Source organism: Erythrobacter sp. (assembly GCF_038133525.1).
In the GTDB taxonomy this organism is placed as follows: domain Bacteria; phylum Pseudomonadota; class Alphaproteobacteria; order Sphingomonadales; family Sphingomonadaceae; genus Qipengyuania.
In genome coordinates, this window is record NZ_JAYPTL010000051.1 from 5,622 (window position 1) to 24,472 (window position 18,851).

Here is an 18,851-nt window from a genome sequence, read left to right on the forward strand (position 1 = left end):
ATCCAGGTATCGCGAGGTCGGCAAGCGACCAGAGATCCAGGAGCGATGTCTCGACCGGCGTCCCTGTCATCGGAATGGTTCGCTGCCTGGGAATCCTCCCGACTGACCGCCTGCGCCCGGAATCCGGGTTTTTCAGAGCCTGCGCCTCATCACAGATCAGCCATGACCAGGTCATGCCTGCAAAAATGGATATATCGTTGACCACAGTGTCGTAGGTTGAAAGCACGACCTGGGCCCGCTGCAGACCCGCGGTGATGCCGGTTCTGTTGTGTCCGCGGTGGATGAGAACAGAAAGCTCGGGCGCAAACTTCATTATCTCCTTCCGCCAGTTTGCGATCAGGCTCGTCGGGCAGATGATGAGGGCTGGTCGTGACGTTTCCGGTTTTTCGCAGAGCAGCAGGGCAATGATCTGGATGGTCTTTCCGAGCCCCATCTCGTCAGCGAGAATGAGGCCGCCGGTATGCCGTATGGTCTGGTCCATCCATGCTACGCCCTGAGCCTGATACGGGAACAGAGTCGCATGCAGACCCGGAATGTCCTGATCCGGGCGCAGGTCGGCAGCAGCCGATTGCGCTGAGTGGAAGACGCTCTCTTCAGCTATGACAGGTATGTCGGGATTACCCAGCCGGACAAGACGCACCACATCGGGAAAGCTGAGCGTTTTCGGCAGCTGCTCGCCCAGCATCTGCCGGACCATGGCCGGCGTATCGTGAGGAAGTGGGCGGATTACATTTCCGTCGGCGACCCAGTTGTAGTCCGGGCCGGGCGCGTCCCAGACTTTCTTTTCTCCCCGCACAGTTCTGGTGCCAGCAACGCGGAACGCAAAACCAGTACCCTCTTTTCGGATGCGGATTTCCGGCTGCACAACTCTTGACGACAGCTCCCAGCCATGAGGAGGTGCATCTAAAATCTGCCTGAAATCGGCAGGAAGTGATGCAGGCCCGTCAGTCACTGGACAGCTTGCCTCTGAGTTCTTCAGGTGTCCACGGAACAGGTCGCCTTGTGTGGACCGCGCGATGGCAGTTCGGGCAAAGTGGTATCAGGTCTGTTGCCGGATCGTATGCTCTGGGCTCCCCGGAAAGAGACAGTGGCTGCAGGTGATGCACTTCAATGATAGCCCCGGCATCGCCATAGAGTTGGCCAGGACTAAGACTGCAGATCTTGCAGGTAGCCCCGTGGATACGCAGGCAGAGCAGACGATTGCGTGGGTTCCGTTCGCGTCGGCGTACGACGGTGAGTTTGACGGCGCCTTCAGTCAGCGCTTCCTGATCGGACGGAGCGCCTTCCCCGAGCGGGTCGTATCCATAAAGTTCTGCCATTGCGGCAAGAACAGGGATAACGAGCTCACGGCAGGTCTCCGCAACGGAATCATCGTCAAACCGGCTCTCAATGCCACGCTTCTCTGCGATAATCGTGAAGCTGCCATTGTCGATCATCCAGTCATCGATAGTCTGACCGTTACCGATTTTCAGATCCGCGCTCGACGCTGCTGAGGCGACGAGCGCCCTGGCAAGCTGAACTTCTTCTGCGCTTGCCTGCCGCATCTGCCGGATCGTATCAGCTGCAAAATTGCCGAAGGTCAGCTTCGCTTCAAAGCGGCGCAGACCGGTCGGCCGAAGAGTGACTATCGGGCTGTGAGAGCGCTCAAGGTCTGCAAACCAGAGCCTGATTGCTGTCTGCACTCCGGACCTGTCTTCCTCCAGACAAATTGCAGCGCCGGTTCCCTCCTCGACTTCCCGGCGGATCAAGGCCTGCTTCTCGGCAAGCATCTCAATCCCCTTCTTCGTCCCCGGCTTCTGTCAGCTCCTCGTCGTCGGGCAGAGGCACTTCACGCAGCAGCTTCTTGAGATTGGTCGAAATCTCGTTGCGAATGTCCTCGAATATCGGCTCAAGGTCATCGTTGGTGTTGTTCTGCTCAGCCACAGCGAAAGCCCACAGCAGCAGATCCATACCCTCAACGGCATAGCCACTGGCGGCAGCCCTCTGATAGATTTTTAGATAGAAGTCGTGGTGCTTGTTAATGCGGACGCCTGCCACGAAGCCTGACTCGGCATCGCTGCGCATGGCCGGCTCCCAGAGATCGCCGGACGTAATGGTTTCAACAGCTTCAACGTGAATACTGTCCGGGTTTACGTGCGTGTCGACGGGCACCCGGAGCTTGATGCCTGCGCCGCGATTGTTGTTGAGTGTAGCGGTTTTCTGACCTGCGTCGGCGGACTGGACGTCCGGCTTTTTGGTCGAAGGCGTATTGCCGATGACCTTATTCGCGCTGCCGTGATCGACGCCGCGCTCGACCGCAGCTGCCTTTTCCTTGCGTCGGTAGCGGTTTCCTGCCTCGCGATAAGTCGGCTGAAGCAAGGTCTTGAGCGCTTCCTCAAGGGCCGGATCGAAGAGAATTTTCGACTTCTTGACATCGACTTTGAAGGCCTCATCAAGCTTATGAGTGAAGTCGAACTCGACGCGCAGCAACGATGTGTGCGGCTCGACAGCGCCAAACACGCCGAGCCAGCCACCCTGCTGGATCACACGCCCTTCGCGATGAATGTAAAACCCCTGGCCGCGGTTGGTGATATTCGCGACTTTCTGCTCGTCTTTGGTGAGATCCCGGCGGTTGGGCAGAATCCACGCCCTGATTTGCGCTGTTTCAACCGACCCGTCTTCCAGTTCGATCTCAAGCTTCTGCTGTTCAGGCGAGAGGACCTGATCGGCCTTTTCAGGATAAAACGGGTTCCACGGTCTGACTTGCTCGCCATTTACGGTTATCGAGACGTGCCTCTCACGATCGTCCCCTTCGTCGAGGAAGCGATAATAAATAAGAGCGACATGGTCGATCAGCCGCTCACCCAGTCGTCTGATTGCAGCCTGTTCTCTCGCGCCACCCGGATCGTCATATTCTTTCGACAACAGACGGTCGCATTTGGACCAGACTACTAGCGTGCCCTTGTCACCGCAAAGCTCTTCAAAGAGCTCATAGTCGTCTGCAGTCATTTCTTCGCGGAGCATTTCCCACTGATTCTGCTCTTCGACATGCTCAAGGTCCCAAGCGAGCTTAGCGAAGTCAGCCTCTTCGGATTCGCGGGAAATGACCGTAAACCTGAGGCAGACTGAACTGGATGCCGTCTTGAGACCAAGGCCAAATTTGCCGAGACTGGCGAGATTAGCTCTGGCAGGCGCCCCGTAACGCATAGCGTCGAACAGCATCTCGCTGTCCATTCCATCACCATTGTCACCGAAGTAAACGAATTTACGGCCGTCTTCGGCCAGCTCTATTCGTACATTGACCTCGGTCGCGTTGGCCGCGATTGAATTGTCGATGATGTCAGCGGCGGCGGTATTGAAACTGTAGCCTGTGTCCCGAAGCCCGTAAATGAGCCGTGGCGCGTCGGGTTGATTAATCAGATCATTCACTTAGCCGCCCCCTTGAAGGAGGGCACCTTTGCTGAATCCAGCCCGCTACCCCCCGCGTCGAACGGCGTCGAACTTAGCGGGATGATTGTTAAATGAAAGCTGACAAACGATTTGCGTTCAAAGACTGTCTCCGTTTCGCACCTCGACATGGCTGAGATAGACCTCAACTTTTTCCAAGGTCCGTCGCCGCGGCCGCCTTCCCTGTCTTAAGTCCAGGACAAACCGCGGATCGCCAACCGCCCGACGACCGAACCGTGTCGCCGACATATGCGATTCTTTCAGATGACGCTCAATGCGGTCCAGCAATTTCATGGCCTTCCTCGACTCACTCAGCACTTGTGTTCCTGCTTTGTTCTTAGTAGGAAGGTTCCATCGAGTCTAGGAGATTTCCTTCTCTCCTGAGACCGTCAGAAGGAACGACACGATGGAACATGTCAGAGAGGAGCTTGATCGCCTGATCCAGCAGAGACGGCTCGGATATTCCTCGATCTCGCGGATGATCGGACGAAACTCGTCCTACATTCAGCAGTTCATCAAGCGCGGCTCGCCGCGAAAGCTGGATGACAATGACCGGCGCACGCTTGCCAGCTTCTTCGGGGTCGACGAGCAAGTGCTTGGCGGACCGCCCGCACCCATACGTGACGGGTTGATCGAAATACCCGTGCTCAATGTCGATGCATCGGCAGGTTTCGGAGCGATTGCCGAAAGCGAGACCGCCCATACCCGCTTCGGTTTCGACGAACGCTGGCTTGGCCGGCTAACGCGGGCAAAAAGCGCCAGCCTTTCGATCATCCACGTCCTGGGCGACTCCATGGAACCGACGCTCAGCGATGGCGACGAGGTGCTGGTCGATGCATCGGACCAAGGCTCGCGGTTGCGTGACGGCATCTACGTCCTGCGCGCCGACGACGCGCTGGTGGTCAAACGCGTGACGCTAAAGCCCGGTGGCCGCAAGATCACCATCAGTAGCGATAATTCGGCTTATCCCAGCTGGGACGACGTCGACCGGTCCGAAATCCAGGTGGTCGGGCGTGTCATCTGGTTCGGACGCGCGCTTTAGGAGCTCTCCTCGGCTCAGATCCCGATTTCGAAAGGCTTTACCCTTTCCTTTGTCAGTTCGGGCTTGTCACTTGCATGCGAAGCGCTGCCAACATCCGTGTCTTGCGAAAGGCCCTTGGCCGCTGCCGCTTTGAGCCTTTGTGTTACTTCTAGGGCCGATGCTTTCTCGCCGCTGTTGGACTTGATGGCCCGGCCGAGTTTCTCGGCATTATCTGCAATCAGCGTAAGGCCGTCGCGAAGCCGCGTGACCGTGACCAGGAAGGTCTGCCGGTTGGCGAGATTGCGTTCGCGGCTGTCCATCACCGCGATCCCGCGATCGGAGGTCAGTCCCTGCGCCATATGCGCATTGAGGGCATAGGCGAGGTCCATGCGTTTGAGCATGGGGTCGCCGCGGCTCAGGCGGAGCTCCCTGCCCACTGATGTCTCCACCAAGACGCCCTTTGTGTCGATGGTCACGATCCTCGCCTGGTCGGCGTTGAACAGCCCGCGCTTGTGGTCGTTGTCGGTCCAACGGATCTTGTCACCCTCAATGATGGACAGCGGTTTGCGTTCGAAGAGCGACAGCCGGCTATCGTCTGCGCCCGGCCGCAAGCGCGCGGGATTGAACTTGCGAAGACGCCCCTTCCTGTCCTCAAGCACGAGCTGCTTGCCCGCATGGTCGACGGTCTTGACGGTGTAGTCGCCTTTGGAGAGCTTCTGGGTGCTGTCGCGCGAGCGAAAGTTGAGGACCATGCCCGGTTGGTAAGTGCGAAGGTATCGCAACTCCTCGTGTGTCACATTCACCCGAGAATGAACGGTCAGCCGGCCCGATCGTGGGCCAAGCTCGCCGTTGGCCTTGAGTCCGCGCTGGACAGCCTCGTTGACCGCAGACCGTAAAGTCCGTCCCGACGCGTAGATCGAGGTCCGATCCCGATCCGCCGGGCTGAGCGAAAGCCACTTTTCGGCAGCAACAATCGCACTGTCCCCGCGAACCTCGATGGTCGAAGGGGCAAGTGCCCGGAGCGCATCGTCGATGCGTCCCTCCTGCGCGGCGGCCTGGGCTCGCCGCAGGATGGGATCGCGGCCGCGCAGATTCACATCCATTTTGGCGCGCTCGATCCCTGCCTGCTGGACGAGGTCGAAGGGTTTACCGGCATCGACGGCGCCTAGCTGTCGCTTGTCACCGACGAGAACCAGACGATGGATTTCCGCTAGGTTTGCCAGCCGCACCAGCTTGGCCTTGTCCTCGTTCGACACCATCGACGCCTCGTCGAGCACCAGGACATGGTCTCCGAGCGCACTCCGAGCCTCACCCAGCAACGTGGTATTTCCCGGCTCGTGCAAAAGCCGGCCCCAATGCGCGAGAAAGCGGGCGATGGTCATCGAACGGATGCCGGTGTCGCGCTCGAGCATCTGGACGAGCGTGTTCTGCACCGCAAGCCCCAGCACTTGCTTGCCTTCCTCGCGGAGCAGCTGGGCAACCGGCTTCATCACGCTGCTCTTGCCCGCCCCGGCTATGCCCTGGATCGCTACGATCCTGTCACGCGATGAAAGGACAAGGCTCGCCGCATTCCCCTGTCCTTCGTTGAGCGAAATTCCGTGGTTGATCGCAGCAACAGCCTGAACCCGTTCTGCGGCGTCCGATCGATCCAGGATGGGCGACACCGCACCTCGTCCCTGGTCGACATTCGCGAGAATGGTGCTTTCAAGGTCTAGCGCCTCCCGGCTCGCCAGCCAGCCTCTGTGCTCGCCTTTGCCGGGCTCGAGAGCACCGCTTCTGACGAGTGCGTTCACACGGGTTTCGACGCCTTCAGCAATCCCTCACGCGGGAACGCTGCCTCGCGCTGCGAGAGATGACGCACCGCGGAAGCAACGGCCTGCGCTGCCGCAATGGTCGGTGCATCCTGCTTGAGGACATGGGCAGGGATCAGTGGATCCGCCGGATCGCCCTTAATCCGCTGCGCGAACTCTCTCAGCTTCGCAATTCCACGCTGAAGAAGGCTCCCTTCTTTCGAGCTGGGAATGTCCTTCGTTGCAGCCCGCATCTGCGACGCATCGATGAGACCGGAAAGGTCAATCCCGACGTCCCGGGCTTTCTGCTGCCATGCATCGAGAAGGCCGTCCCGGTCCCTGACGGGCGCCTTGCTTTTCCTTGTATCGAGCACGGCGATGTCGCGAGTTTTCGGGGTGTTCTCGCCCAGCTGGCGTACCGCGTCGAGGACTTCTTCGCGCCGCGTCGAAAAGGCCATCACCTGCCCGCGAGCAATGCCCGCTGCTTCGAAACTGCCATGCTTTCCAACCGGCCCTGCTTCGTAGCCCATTTTCTCGACCGCCAGACGAAAGCGCGCCATGGTCATCGAGTTGAGCAGGGTGTTGAACGACCAAAGCTTGTCATTGCGAAGCGCGCGCCACTTCCCGTCGCTGCCTTGCGTGACATTTGCCACGACCGCATGAAAATGCAGGTTCGGCTCCTGGTTGCGGTTGGTGTCGTGCTGGAAAAGACCAATCGTCAGGTTATCTGTCGCGACCTTCCCGTAGCCAGCCTGACTGCCCATCCGGGTCTGCGCCGCGTTCTTTTCTGCCCAGCGCAAGGTCTCGATGACGGCCTCGCGATAGGCATCGATTATCCGCTGGTCGCCACCCACCAGCGCAAGCAACGACCAGCTTTTCGGCAGTGAGAATGTGAGGTCGGTTCCCGGCCTGTGGGCTTGGCCCGCATTGCCGACCTGGATACCACCGGGAAGTTCTCCCCGCAGCAAGGCATCGAACTGCTCGGCGCTGACGCGCCCCTCAAGGCCAAGTCGTTCCGCTCCCTTCCCGACCCAGGTTCCGGAACGATCGGCATCGGCGCCGGTGTAGTAATTGTCTGCCGCGAAATAGCTCGCGGCAGCCGAAGGGGAGCGCACATTGGCGACGGAAAGCATCCTGCCTGGTCCTCGTCACGGCTCCCCTCGCGGCCGAGTAATCCCTCCCCATTTGCCTTTCACATGTCGGGCTCAAACTCGCCGAAATCCTTTTCCGGAGGATCTGCGACCGCACCTTCACGCAGGTCTTTTTCGACCGGCGCGAGTGGCTGGCGCCCGTTGGCAGCCGAACGGCCTTGAGGCGTCGAACCGCCTTTGCCACGAGTATCATCTCCGGCGGCTCCGGGTTCGGACGAATGCTGTTCCGCGCCCACTGCTGGAGCATCCTCGCTGGTTTGCACAGCAGCGAGAGGTAGCGATGGCCCCGCATCCCGATGAGCATCGAAGCGGGTTTCGGCACCAAGATCACCAGCAGCGCGCCCTGCGTTCAGCTTTTCAAGCGACACAGGCTCCTGTCGATCTTGCGGTTCATCGGCGACACGGCGCTGCCCCTCCAGATCGAGTTTGAGCTGCTTTGTGTCGACAGGTTTACCGGCACCGTCATCATTCGAGGCGGGATGTTCGTCATTCGGTTTCAAACCCGGTTTTGTTCGGAGCGTCGTTGCCGCAGGACCCTGGGCAGGCTTTATGAGCGGTTTTTCGCGGGCGATGAATCCCTCGGCAATACGACCACGCGTGCGCGGAATGAGCGAGACCGGCGCAGCGGGAAATCCGTCGGGAAACTTGATGTAGGCCGACAACCGCGGAAGGTTCATGAACTGGTCGGGCAGAAGCAACGGCTCGATCTGCCGCCTGGGCGTCAGGCTGACTGCATCGCGTGCATTGTTGTACCCGTAACTATAACCTTCTTCCATATCGCGCACCTGCCGGTGGCCGATGAAATCGGAGCACCAGGTCGCTGTCTCTCGATCAGCCGTCGCCAGGATGAGCTTGGTGCGCGCAAGCGAGGACAATGTCATGGCCATGTTCTCGCCGTAGACTTCCTTGAGCTTGGCAAACGCGTGCACCCCGGTGACGATCGCACCGCCGAAGTTGCGCGCTGTTTGCAGCCCCTTTTCAAGCGCCGGTAGTCGGTGAAGGGCACCGAGTTCGTCGATCAGGAACCACATCCGCAGGTCCTGCGTGCGCTCGAGCGTCATCAGCGTATTCATCGCCGTGTCGAGCCACAGCGTGAGCAATTGCGAGGAGATGCTCATGTCGACATAGCGGGCAGAGAGGAACAGGATCGCGCCTGCCTGGCAGTCGCCTTTGACCCAGTCACGGACCGAAAAACGCGGTCCGGATGAGGGCAAAAGCTTGAGCACTTTCGCATTCGCATTGAACACCGCGCGGATCGATTCCGCCATGCGGGCCGCTTCCGGGGCGGTCAGCGGATCAGCCATCGTTCCTCGCATCAGCTTATGCACTTCGGACAGGTCAGCGGTCATCAGCCGCCGCGCCAAAGCCTCGTTGGTTGCAGTGCCGGTACGGGCAAGATGGAGACACATCTCGACGAACAGCATGCGTGCCGCGAGCACCCAGAACTGTTCTGAACCACCCCCGTCATGGGGCACGAGCGCTTCAGCGGCAGCATGAAACTCAGCTTCCGTCGTGCAGTCGTTGAACACGCTCCATAGCGGGCACCGCACATCGACAGGATTGAGAATGATGTCGCGCGCGGGATCGTAGAAGGCTTCAATGAATGCCCCTGTGAGGTCGAAAATGACCGCGCGCTGGCCGCGTTCACGCGCTTCGGCAACAAGTTCGGTGAGCGCCACGGTCTTGCCGGTTCCGGTCGTACCGATGAGCATGGCGTGGCTCTGCTCGAGCCGCCACGGCCAGCTTACACCGGCGAGATGTGCGGGTTGGTAGTGGCCCGCTTCGGCGAGCGCCGACGAGCTCGCAAGCCGCCACTTCCAGCCGAACTTGCGTCCCAGTTCCTCGGCCCGGAATGCCTTGTTGTGACGCGCGATTTCCTCTTCGAGTTCGTCGAGCGAAACAAGCATTGCGCCGCGCTCATGCTTGCGTTCCTTCGACCGCCCGCCAAAGCGCTCGGCGAACCACCAGAAGAACACGAAGGCCGGGATCAGCAGTACCGCTGAGACCAGCAATCCCTGCTTCACTGCCTTACGAAACGCCTCGACCGCCTCGCGCATCGGCGGGAACTCGCGGACGATGCCAAACGGGAGGCCGACCCTTTCGCCGTCAAGCAATTCAAGGTTGACCAGTTTGGCCGGATCGAACTCCATGAAGGCATAGAGACTGGCGTAGATATGCATCCAGACCAGATAGATCTGGTGATCACTGAGAGCCGACCGCACTTCCCAATAGCAGGTGCCGACCGCTACTAGGCTGGTGACAATCAAGGGGCCCTTCAGGCCGGCTGCAAACATGAAACCAAAGTGGCCGAGCAACTGGCTCCCGCGGGTGAAGTTCAGGAGATTATGCTTCATGGGATTGGCCTCCCATGTTCGCGTTGGCCGGGAGGTCAAGACGCTCGAGGCGTCGCCGGTACGCCTCGTGAGTACGGTCGCGCAAACTCGCGTCAGAATGGCTGGCCAGAAGCGCATCGAGCGCCACCGAAATGAAGATAGCCTGGCGCGTGGGATCGAGCCCTGCGGGGCGGTCCTTCGCCTCGTTATCGCGCTGCCACGCTGCGACAATGAGGTCACGGATAAAGACGCTGACACTAACGCCGTGGTCCGCGGCACACTGGCGAACCCAGTTACCAACGGAGAGAGATACGAATGTCTGAAGCCGATCTTGTCGGGTCATGAAACAGGTTCCTTGTCGGGCCGACGGAACCTGGCTCACCTTGCGGAAGGTGCTGATGAAAATAAATCGTGAACAACTCGCAGTCAATCGAAAGATTCGGGCATTATTTCAGTGTGATAGAGAGATGCGAGTTGTCTACGGATCAGCGCAAAGCCGCTCAACTCGCAGACGGGTTGATTCCGCCCAAAACCACATTCTTCAGCAATACCAAAGAGATAAAACCCGAAATCGCGGGGTAGGGTGTGCTCCCTTGTTCCCAGGTGCGCGAGGTGGTCCAGACAGTAAGGGGATTTTTCAAGGACGACCTTTCCCGACCTCCATGTTGGAGCGCGAGCAACCAGGCCTGGGAGCTCACAGCATGCAGATAGAAAGCAGTTGGACGCCTCCAGCCAAAGACAGCACCTGCGAAAGAGGCAGCGGCCAAGGGCGCGTGGGAAGCAAGGCAAGCGGGGCATGTCGCCTGCCCAGCTTCCTGCCGCCCGACCCGGTGCCGGTTCGCAAGTGCGCGCGGGGCCCAAGAACAAATCAAGCCGCACCCTCAGGAGCGCATCGCAAGATGCGCGGGACAGAGTGCGTCCACAGCCCCGCTCCATTTACCGGGCGCCGCCGCCTCGCGGTGGGCGACCGCCAGGGCAACCGGCCAAACCGGTTTCTTGTGCTTGATTGGACTAGCCGGCGAACAAGAAAAAAGGCAGGAACCGGTCCCGGTTCCCGCCCTGTCGGTAGTCTCAGAATTCGTCGAGCATGCCGCCATAGACCGTGTGGACCACCCGCGCTGCGAGATGTGCTGGCAAGATGTTGTAGTCACCCTCGTCGAGGGCAAAGTACCCGAGTTCGTCATCCTCGATAACGTGCTGATCGAAGAAGCTGTGCAGCGCTCTCTTCTCGGCTGTTTCCAGAGCCTCAAAATAGCTCCGTGACGGAAGGGCGCAATGCATTGAATAAGCCATGATAATCCTCCTGATTTCTGTCGTGAGACGACAGGAGGTGCGCGCGATGTTCTTGTGCATCCCGGGTCAGGGATCGCCCGGATGGGCGACCGCGATAGCGGCGGTGGGGGTAACGATTTTGTTCGCTGCCGGATGCAATCCGGTGGCGGGCAAAATGGTGGGGCCCTGCCGTCCTTGAGGCGGGAGGCGCAGGGCCATCATGCTGGGGAGAACCGTGAGCCAGGACCCACCACCTCCGCCCAATATCAAACATCTGCTGGGTGCGAATTGCCTTTCCTACACCCCGATAACGCGGGCATGGAAACAACGAGGGAGCAGACCCGAGGGGGACAAAAGGACAAGTAACATGCCCCGAAACAGGAGCGCGATTGCAGCCCTGCAAAAGCTCGAAGCAGACCGCGAGGCGCTCGACGCCAAACAACGCGAACTTGAAGTGCAAGCGGCCAGAGAACTCGGCGAAATCATCCTAGGCAGCGGCCTCGAAAGCTTCTCGAAGAAGGGCCTGAGGAAGGTTGCCGATGAACTCGGAAAACTCGGCGAGGATGCCGCGATCGAGAAACTGACGGGGCGCGGTGCAACCCGTGCTTCGAATGCTGCGCCGGGAACCCAGTAACCACAGAAGAAGAGGCCCTGCCGTTTCCGGCAGAGCCTCTTCGTAAGGGGACGACCGGGATCGATGTCAGTCGATCTCGGGAGCATCCCGGTTGTCGTTCTCGTCACCCGAGCCGTTGCCGCGGGAGAGGAAGTCGACCTTGTCGGCGAGGATCTCGGTACCGTAGCGCGTGACCCCGTCCTTGTCTTCCCACTGGGTGTAGTGGATGCGGCCCTGGACGCTGACCAGCTGGCCCTTGGAGCAGTACTGGCCGACGGTCTTGGCGAGGCCGTTGAAGCAGGTCACCCGGTGGAACTCGCTTTCCTTGGCAGTGTAGCCGTTCTCGTCCTTGTTGGGCTTGCAGTCCTTGTCGCGCGCGGGGCGATCGGTGCCGACCGTGATCCCGGTGACAGTGGTTCCGCCCTGGGTCTCGCGGGTTTCCGGATCGCGGGCGATGCGGCCGGTGAGGATTGCGATATTGGTCATGATGAAAGTCCTTCAGTTCCTCAAACCGGAGACCATCTCCGGCTTGCGAACATCCAGAAGAAGCAGGGCATGGGAGGACTGCACCGCAGGAGCGAAGCTCCAAGGGAAACCTGTTCATGACGGGTGGTGCGGGCAGGCGCGCGAAGCGCGACAACACGGCCGGAAAGGAACGGGTTGCTGTCCTCAGCTGACCTGGTTCAGGACTGTTCGCGAAGAAAGCCGGATGGGTATCGGGTGCGGGTCTGAAGGTGCCAGGACCCTGCTGCAATCAGCTTACCTCATTGCCTTCCGATGCCGCCAGGAGATCCATGAAGTTGCGGGCTGCTTCCCGGTCTTCCTCGTTCTCGAAGGCCACGTCGAGGTCGGGGGCAGACCCGAGCAGGTAGAGCATGGCCCACAGGGCAAAGCGTTTTCCCCGGTCCTGCTCCAGACCGAGATCGACCTGGCATCGCTCGATCCCCGAGGCCAAGGTTTCTGCGCCAGTCGCTCCAGGATCGGCAGTGCCAAAATAGCGGATGAGAAGCGTATCAAGGTCCATCGCACTCTTTTCGGATCATCGGTCGGGCCGCGGCGAGGAAGGCCAGCATTCGTGGCCCGGTCATGCGTCGCTCAATCAGCGGTGGGTTGCTCGCGAAGCCGCCGGGCGCGCTCGACGAAGTGCTCCATCTGGGTGGCGGCATGCAGGGTAAGCGGATGCGGCTTCGCATCGGCACGCGGGGATATGAATTCCGCGATTTCTTCGATTGCTGCAAGCTGATCGGCGCTGGCCTTCGACAGAAGGCCGAGCACCATGTTCTCAAGGGCGATCACCCTGATGCGCAATTGGATGATCTCGGCATCGGAAAGTGGCGGAATATCCCATTTCTCGCAATCGGCAGCGAGCGCTTCCTGCGGCCCGCAGGGCAATGCCCCGCCTTCGTCTTCCCAGCGCGACAGCGCCCCGGCTTTTCCCGTTTCCGACATATGCGGTTCCTTTCATAGCCAACGAGGCGATCGTCTGCACGCTGCTCACATAGCACAAAGCCCTACCGGGATGCGCCTGGCACGGCGACAGCGAAGCCGGGCAAACGGAACTCCGCGCGGGTTGGTCTTCACGCGGGGTTCCTGAACGACCCCTTGGGGGCACCTGCGACCCGCAGGGCTTCGGGGGGAGGCGGGGCCGTCCTTTCCTGATCTTGCGTTGTTCGTTGCGATTTCTTGCCGAGGATATCTCCTGAATTGCCGGGTCACCGGGAAACGCGTCCGATCACATGCCTTCCATGTCGTGATCGGCCATCGAGGACATGTCATGGCCCGCATGGGGATCGGCGGGCGGGGCCGCCTCGCTCGCGGGTTGAGTACGCGTCGGTGGCGCTGCGGGTGTGGCAGTTGCGCGTGATGCGGGTGTGGCAGTTGCGCGTGATGCGGGAGAGGCAGCAGGCCGTGAGGCGGTCGGCGCGGCGTGATTTGTCGAAAGAGCGTCCTGACGTGCGGCCGCTGCCTCATTTTCGGAGGGAGAGGTTGCCGGGTCTGCAAGACCCGCCTCGGGTGCCGTGCCAGGCATCACCGCAGTTCCGCCCATAGGCGAAACCTCAGCAGCCGGTGTGCTCTCCTGCGCTTGGTCACAAGCGGCAAAAGCGAACGTCAATGGCGCGGTCGCGAGAAATGCTATCGCGGTGTTCGATTTCAGAATTCGCATGTTATTCAACTCCTTCAGAGCCACGAAACGCCAAGATGGTCCGGTCCGTGCGCGAGCTCGCCGCCAAGGAACCCCTGGATGAGAACGAGTGCCGCCATGGAGAAGATCGACGCGCGCAACCATGCGCGGCTCTGGCTCGGCCTGCTCGCGAGGTATGCCATCGCAATACCGAGAACCGCGATCAGCATACCGGTCCATCGATGGACTTGCATGACAGTATCGCCGCCGAACCACAGACCGGTGTGAATCCATCCGAACAGAACTGCGACGACTGCGCCGATTGCTCCGCCGTAGACGAGTACGCGCACCGCACTTTCCAGGCCCGCTCCTTTCCGGCGCATCACGAACAATTCGGTGGCCGCAGCCATGAAAAACAAGGCGATCGGGAAGTGGATCGTTGCCGGATGCAGCTTTTTCAGTACGGCCATGACGCCGGTTTCGCTCTCATCCGCATGGCCACCGGCCTCGTCATGGGCTGCGCCCGCTTCATCGTGCGCGCCGGAGGACTCGCCAGCATCCGCAGTCTCGCCCATCTGCGCCATGGCCGCCTGGTCGTGCACATCGCCATTGGTGGCAGCAGGCGCGGCGCTCGCCTCTTCGCCGTGCTTTTCGTCGCCATGAGCCTGAACGGGTCCGACGAAGAGCAGGCTTGCGGCGAGCAGCGCCAGAAATGAGGGGGCTTTCATGTCTCGTATGTCTCCCGACCCTGCAGTTAAAGTGCGACCTATGTGCCTGATACGCACGGCAGCCGCGTGCCCCTCGCATTAATTTGATAGTTCAGCGCGACTGAAGTGCGCCCGGGTGGTCACGCTTGCTGGCGGCATCATCGCGATCGTCGAACGCATTCGGCTCCTGGCCGCGTTCGGCCTGGCGAACGAGGGTAAGGCGTTCGCCCACGCGAATAAGCCCCATGGGCTCAGGCGAGCTTGCTCTTCTTTGCGCGGCGGCGCAGCCTCGGCATCCGGTTCGCCAGCAGGACGAAACCCGACAGGGCTATGATCGTGCCGCCAATGCCGAACAGCAGCAGCCACCAACTGTTGATGCGGTCGCGCTCGGTCCAGTCCATGATGTGGAGGCCCCAGATGAAATCGAACAGGCGCCATGTATCGCTGCGCGCCGCCCCGAGCGTGCCGCTGGCGGCATCGATGTAGATGCGCGTCGAAGCCTCGTCAGCATAGGTGACCTGCCAGGCCGGAAAAGGGCCGCGAAACTCGGTTCCGATGGGGTCATCGACGATCCGTGCGGCCTCGATGGTCGTGCGCGGCCCGGTCCATGCGCGCAAGGCGATGGATTTTGCCGTTGCCGCCGAGATGGGGGAGAGTTTACGCCCAGTCACCGGATCGTGGAGGCTCACGCTACCGTCAACCTTGCGGACCTCGGTCACGGCATCGCCGTCGAGCGAACGTGTCGTTACCGCTGCAAGAGTACCGTCGTTTGCGACCCAGGCCGGGAGCGGGGCATCGGCGGGCAGCGCCTCTTGTTCACGCGAAACGACATGTTCGGAGCGAACTTCTTCCAGGTCGAGAAACGACATGAGGGCGCCGGTTCCCATCCACAAGAGAACCTGGACACCGACGAAAATCGCCAGCCATTTGTGGATCTTGCTGCCGAGCACATGCAGGCGCAGCTTCAGCGACGGCGTTGCCAACCGGTGCTACCTCTTCGAAAGCCGTAATCAGTTGCGCGGCGCGCGCGACGAGGAATGGTACTGGACGATTCTCCACCCGTCCGCATCGTGAGCAAGCACCGATGTCGCCACGCCGTCGCGCTCGATCACCCGGCCATCGCTAAGTTCGATGCGATAGCCATACGTCTCATAGGCATGGGCCATGTGCCCCATCCGGGTGACGGTCAGCGTGGGGTCGGTAAAGGTGAAGCTCACAATCGCGTCGAGCTCGGGGCCCAAATGGTGCTCCATGTAATTGGCAAAGCTTCCTTCGGCCTTGCCATTCTCGAAGATCGCCGAGTCCTCGGCGAAGAGCGCGCGCATTGCCTGCGCGTCGCGCGCTTCAAGAGCGGTGCGATAGGCCTTGAGGGTTTCTTCAGCGCCCGCGACATCGTCCGCCGAAGCGTCCATCGCGTGCATCTGATGGTTCGCATGGGAAGAGTGGTCCATCTGCTGCGCGAAGGCTGGCAGCGGTATCAGCGTGGCAACAAGCGCAGTCGCCGCGATGCGTGTCAAAGTCTTGGTCATGGAAGTTCTATCCTTTTTGAGATTTCAGAACCAGAATCGCACACCGACGACATAATTGGTGACGCTCGGATCCTCTCCGGCGGCCCGCGCAAAATCCGCGCTGTCGCCGATGCGCCATTCCTGGGAAACGCCGACATAGGGCGCGAATTCGCGTGCGAACTCGTAGCGAAGACGCAGACCTGCCTCGATCCGGTCGAGGCCAGCGCCAATGCCGAGTTCGGGAATATCCTGAGCGGAAAGTGCGATTTCGGCACGCGGTTGAAGGATCAGCCGCTGCGTGATGCGCTGATCAAGTTCGCCCTCAAAACGCGCCGTCACATCGCCCTTGGTGGAGACGAAGGCCGCGGCATCGACCTCGAACTGGTAAGGCGCGATCCCTTGGATACCGATAACCGCGTGCGTGCGTTCCGGACCGGTCAGGTCCTGGCGAACACCCGCCTGGAAATCGAAGAAGGGCGCAATGGCGCGGCTCCAGAGCGCCTGGACATCGGCGCCTTCTATGGGTTCGCCGAAGCTGCCCTCACCCTCGGACTTGAACCAGAATTTGTCGATGTCGCCGCCATAATATCCCTGGATGTCCCACAGATATCCATCCTTCCCCTCGCGGGCGCGGTACTCGAGCCGGTCGCCCTGAAACCAGAAGCGCATTCCTCCGTCGGTCTCGCGGACAAGCTCGCGGCGCGCCTCGTTCATGGCTTCCTCGCCCCAGATGGCGACCGCCGCGCGCGCTGGGCCGCTCCCTGCTTCTGGAGGAGGCGGCAGCAGCGGGATATCATCGTCCGAGCCCATCTGCATCGCCGAATGGTCCATGCCCTGCCTGTCCTGCGAAGGCGTCTCCCCATGGTTCATCTGGCTGTGATCCATCTGCCCATGGTCCATCGACGAACTGGCCTCCGCCTGACCCATCTCGCCGTGATTCATCTGCGAATGATCCATCGCGCCTTCGGCGGGCTTGCCCTGCGGCATCGAGCCGTGATCCATTCCTTCATGACTTTCGGGCGATGCCTGTGGACGGGCAGCGTCCACAGGCATTGTCATGCCAGAATGGCCATCCTGAGCGGTCATCGCACCATGATCCATGGTTGAGTGATCCATCTGCGAGCGGTCCATGGCGGCTTCAGGTTGAGCAGCCGGTTCGCATGCTCCATCTGCAACCGGATGCCCCATCGCGCGATGGCGCTCGGCTTCTTCCTCGCACTTCGTCTTCGCGTCAGCCTGCGCCTCGGCGCTTTGCTGCGGCTCCGCCGGCGAATGACCGGCATGCTGCGCCGCCGCGGGGGAGGCGAGAACTGAGCCGGCTGCGACCGATGCGAGCAGGCTGACAATACGAATTTTCATGCTTCGCTCCCGTCGGGATTGGCGACCGTGACGATCTGAAACATCCCGGCATGCATGTGGTAGAGAAGGTGACAGTGGAAGGCCCAGTCGCCCGGCTCGTCCGCCGTCAGGTCGAACTGCGCGCTGCCACCCGGCTGCAGGTTTACCGTGTGCTTGAGCGGTTGACGATCGGCCGGCGCGCCATTGACCAGCTCGAAGAAATGACCGTGCAAGTGAATGGGGTGCGCCATCATCGTGTTGTTGACGAGCTTCACGCGCACGCGCTCGTTATAGGCGAAACGGATCGGCTCGTCTGAGACGGCGGAGAACTTCTTGCCGTCGAACGACCACATGTAGCGCTCCATATTGCCGGTCAGATGAATTTCCATTCGCCGGGACGGCGTGCGGCCCTCGCGGTGTGGAGTCAGAGCGCGCAGCTTGCGATAGTCGAGCGTACGATGCGGCACATCGGCGAGACCGATGCCGGGATCGCCCATGCGGTCGACCGGGTTCATCGAGACCATGTCGAGACCGGGCCCGACCTTCACATCGGGCGGCAGAAGCGACGTGTCGCGCATCTGCATCCCCGACATGCCGGCCATGCCTGCCATCTCGGATTGGCCGGACGAACCATGATCCATCCCCGCCATGTCGCCGCCACTTCCGTGGTCCATGCCCGACATGCCGGCATCGCCAGACGAGCCGTGGTCCATGCCGCTCATGCCCATGTCGGCCATGGTCAGAAGCGGCGGATCGCGCAGCGGCGGAATGGCGGCGCGAGCGCCGGGTGCGCTCGCGAGTGTGGCAATACCCATGCCCGAGCGGTCCATCGACTCCGCGACCAGCGTGTAGGCTTGTTGCGCGCCCGGCGTCACGACGACGTCGTATGTCTCGGCCACACCGATCTGGAACTCGTCGACCTCCACCGGCTCGACGTTCTGCCCGTCCGCCTGAACGATGGTCATCGGCAGGCCGGGAATGCGAATATTGAAGAAGGTCATGGCGCCGGCATTGATGAAGCGCAGCCGCACGCGTTCGCCCGGGCGGAAGAGGTATTCCAGATTGTCGAGCGGGCCATGGCCGTTCAGAAGATAGGTATAAGCCGCGCTCGACACGTCGAGGATGTCCGTCGGCATCATGCGCATTTTCGCCCACATCCGGCGATCCTCGCCCGAAAGCGGGTAATCGTCGGTCCAGGTGTTCTGGTTGTAGTTGAAGTAGCCTTCGCCCTTCTTGAGCTTGTCGAAAATCGTGTGGGGCGACATTTCGCTGAATTCGCTCAGCACCACGATATATTCGCGGTCTGCCTGGACCGGATCGGGTCCCGCGGGATCGATCACGATCGCGCCGTAATGCCCGGCCTGTTCCTGGAGGCCGCTATGCGAGTGCCACCAGTAAGTGCCCGATTGGCGCACCGGGAATTCTGCGGTGAAGGTCTCTCCCGGTTTGACGCCTGGGAAGCTCACGCCGGGTACGCCGTCTAGCTCGAACGGCACGAGCAGACCGTGCCAGTGTATCGAGGTATCTTCCTCGAGCTGGTTATGGACATTGAGCCGGACGGTCGTGCCTT

At 60.9% G+C, this 18,851-nt stretch carries 17 protein-coding genes and 1 pseudogene; 2 read left to right on the forward strand and 16 right to left on the reverse strand.

Features of this window, described 5'->3' with window-relative positions; all coding sequences use genetic code 11:
- The 3 genes from AAFM29_RS12880 to AAFM29_RS12890 all read right to left on the reverse strand — a co-directional run.
- On the reverse strand, positions 1-952 hold a 952-nt coding region (locus AAFM29_RS12880), incomplete at its 3' end, for an SNF2-related protein (protein ID WP_341713203.1).
- Complete coding sequence (locus AAFM29_RS12885; protein ID WP_259963184.1) at positions 945-1,769, reverse strand: HNH endonuclease; 825 nt, start codon at positions 1,767-1,769, stop codon at positions 945-947. The genes AAFM29_RS12885 and AAFM29_RS12880, both read right to left, overlap by 8 nt.
- Before the next feature lies 1 nt (position 1,770).
- The gene (locus AAFM29_RS12890; RefSeq protein ID WP_341713204.1) at positions 1,771-3,408 is read right to left on the reverse strand and encodes an ATP-binding protein; all 1,638 of its coding nucleotides are present in this window, start codon (positions 3,406-3,408) and stop codon (positions 1,771-1,773) included.
- A 424-nt stretch (positions 3,409-3,832) separates the two neighbouring features.
- On the opposite strand from AAFM29_RS12890, the gene AAFM29_RS12895 reads away from it, so the two are divergent.
- On the forward strand, positions 3,833-4,468 hold the full coding sequence (locus AAFM29_RS12895; RefSeq protein ID WP_259963181.1) for a S24 family peptidase: 636 nt from the start codon (positions 3,833-3,835) through the stop codon (positions 4,466-4,468).
- Between the two features lie 14 nt (positions 4,469-4,482).
- Here the strand turns inward: AAFM29_RS12895 and mobF are convergent.
- From mobF to AAFM29_RS12915, 4 genes and pseudogenes are all read right to left on the reverse strand, one after another.
- Positions 4,483-7,370: pseudogene (gene mobF / locus AAFM29_RS12900) on the reverse strand (MobF family relaxase).
- Between the two features lie 59 nt (positions 7,371-7,429).
- Complete coding sequence (locus AAFM29_RS12905) at positions 7,430-9,742, reverse strand: type IV secretion system DNA-binding domain-containing protein (RefSeq protein WP_341713205.1); 2,313 nt, start codon at positions 9,740-9,742, stop codon at positions 7,430-7,432.
- Positions 9,732-10,064, reverse strand: a complete 333-nt coding sequence (locus tag AAFM29_RS12910; protein ID WP_341713206.1) for a hypothetical protein — start codon at positions 10,062-10,064, stop codon at positions 9,732-9,734. The genes AAFM29_RS12905 and AAFM29_RS12910 overlap by 11 nt, the downstream gene beginning before the upstream one ends.
- Before the next feature lie 728 nt (positions 10,065-10,792).
- The gene (locus AAFM29_RS12915; protein WP_341713207.1) at positions 10,793-11,014 is read right to left on the reverse strand and encodes a hypothetical protein; all 222 of its coding nucleotides are present in this window, start codon (positions 11,012-11,014) and stop codon (positions 10,793-10,795) included.
- 346 nt (positions 11,015-11,360) lie between these two features.
- Here AAFM29_RS12915 and AAFM29_RS12920 point away from each other — a divergent pair, with 346 nt between their 5' ends.
- Complete coding sequence (locus AAFM29_RS12920; RefSeq protein ID WP_341713208.1) at positions 11,361-11,627, forward strand: DUF6437 family protein; 267 nt, start codon at positions 11,361-11,363, stop codon at positions 11,625-11,627.
- Positions 11,628-11,693: 66 nt separating this feature from the next.
- Here AAFM29_RS12920 and AAFM29_RS12925 read toward each other — a convergent pair whose 3' ends face one another.
- The 9 genes from AAFM29_RS12925 to AAFM29_RS12965 form a co-directional block, all read right to left on the reverse strand.
- Complete coding sequence (locus AAFM29_RS12925) at positions 11,694-12,092, reverse strand: single-stranded DNA-binding protein (RefSeq protein WP_341713209.1); 399 nt, start codon at positions 12,090-12,092, stop codon at positions 11,694-11,696.
- Positions 12,093-12,360: 268 nt separating this feature from the next.
- Positions 12,361-12,630, reverse strand: coding sequence for a hypothetical protein (locus AAFM29_RS12930; RefSeq protein ID WP_067674521.1), 270 nt, complete (start codon positions 12,628-12,630; stop codon positions 12,361-12,363).
- Between the two features lie 71 nt (positions 12,631-12,701).
- The gene (locus AAFM29_RS12935; RefSeq protein ID WP_010240464.1) at positions 12,702-13,055 is read right to left on the reverse strand and encodes a hypothetical protein; all 354 of its coding nucleotides are present in this window, start codon (positions 13,053-13,055) and stop codon (positions 12,702-12,704) included.
- Positions 13,056-13,338: 283 nt separating this feature from the next.
- The gene (locus AAFM29_RS12940; protein WP_341713210.1) at positions 13,339-13,770 is read right to left on the reverse strand and encodes a hypothetical protein; all 432 of its coding nucleotides are present in this window, start codon (positions 13,768-13,770) and stop codon (positions 13,339-13,341) included.
- A gap of 14 nt (positions 13,771-13,784) precedes the next feature.
- Positions 13,785-14,456 (reverse strand): DUF2231 domain-containing protein, encoded by a 672-nt coding sequence (locus AAFM29_RS12945; RefSeq protein WP_009823986.1) that lies wholly within the window; start codon positions 14,454-14,456, stop codon positions 13,785-13,787.
- A gap of 230 nt (positions 14,457-14,686) precedes the next feature.
- Positions 14,687-15,418: a PepSY domain-containing protein gene (locus AAFM29_RS12950; RefSeq protein ID WP_009823988.1), complete on the reverse strand. Its 732-nt coding sequence runs from the start codon at positions 15,416-15,418 to the stop codon at positions 14,687-14,689.
- 27 nt (positions 15,419-15,445) lie between these two features.
- Entirely contained in the window at positions 15,446-15,964 is a 519-nt protein-coding gene (locus AAFM29_RS12955; RefSeq protein WP_009823989.1) for a nuclear transport factor 2 family protein, read from the reverse strand.
- Positions 15,965-15,988: 24 nt separating this feature from the next.
- Positions 15,989-17,302 (reverse strand): copper resistance protein B, encoded by a 1,314-nt coding sequence (locus tag AAFM29_RS12960; RefSeq protein WP_160673294.1) that lies wholly within the window; start codon positions 17,300-17,302, stop codon positions 15,989-15,991.
- The coding region (locus AAFM29_RS12965; RefSeq protein WP_341713211.1) for a copper resistance system multicopper oxidase at positions 17,299-18,851 on the reverse strand (1,553 nt) is incomplete at its 5' end. The genes AAFM29_RS12965 and AAFM29_RS12960, both read right to left, overlap by 4 nt.

What these genes read in the sequence shown, in the direction of transcription:
- AAFM29_RS12885 (WP_259963184.1), bottom strand. Translation starts at nt 1,769, where the DNA reads ATGCTTGCCGAGAAGCAGGCCTTGATCCGCCGGGAAGTCGAGGAGGGA.
- AAFM29_RS12895 (WP_259963181.1), top strand. Translation starts at nt 3,833, where the DNA reads ATGGAACATGTCAGAGAGGAGCTTGATCGCCTGATCCAGCAGAGACGG.
- AAFM29_RS12905 (WP_341713205.1), bottom strand. Translation starts at nt 9,742, where the DNA reads ATGAAGCATAATCTCCTGAACTTCACCCGCGGGAGCCAGTTGCTCGGC.
- AAFM29_RS12910 (WP_341713206.1), bottom strand. Translation starts at nt 10,064, where the DNA reads ATGACCCGACAAGATCGGCTTCAGACATTCGTATCTCTCTCCGTTGGT.
- AAFM29_RS12915 (WP_341713207.1), bottom strand. Translation starts at nt 11,014, where the DNA reads ATGGCTTATTCAATGCATTGCGCCCTTCCGTCACGGAGCTATTTTGAG.
- AAFM29_RS12920 (WP_341713208.1), top strand. Translation starts at nt 11,361, where the DNA reads ATGCCCCGAAACAGGAGCGCGATTGCAGCCCTGCAAAAGCTCGAAGCA.
- AAFM29_RS12925 (WP_341713209.1), bottom strand. Translation starts at nt 12,092, where the DNA reads ATGACCAATATCGCAATCCTCACCGGCCGCATCGCCCGCGATCCGGAA.
- AAFM29_RS12930 (WP_067674521.1), bottom strand. Translation starts at nt 12,630, where the DNA reads ATGGACCTTGATACGCTTCTCATCCGCTATTTTGGCACTGCCGATCCT.
- AAFM29_RS12935 (WP_010240464.1), bottom strand. Translation starts at nt 13,055, where the DNA reads ATGTCGGAAACGGGAAAAGCCGGGGCGCTGTCGCGCTGGGAAGACGAA.
- AAFM29_RS12940 (WP_341713210.1), bottom strand. Translation starts at nt 13,770, where the DNA reads ATGCGAATTCTGAAATCGAACACCGCGATAGCATTTCTCGCGACCGCG.
- AAFM29_RS12945 (WP_009823986.1), bottom strand. Translation starts at nt 14,456, where the DNA reads ATGAAAGCCCCCTCATTTCTGGCGCTGCTCGCCGCAAGCCTGCTCTTC.
- AAFM29_RS12955 (WP_009823989.1), bottom strand. Translation starts at nt 15,964, where the DNA reads ATGACCAAGACTTTGACACGCATCGCGGCGACTGCGCTTGTTGCCACG.
- AAFM29_RS12960 (WP_160673294.1), bottom strand. Translation starts at nt 17,302, where the DNA reads ATGAAAATTCGTATTGTCAGCCTGCTCGCATCGGTCGCAGCCGGCTCA.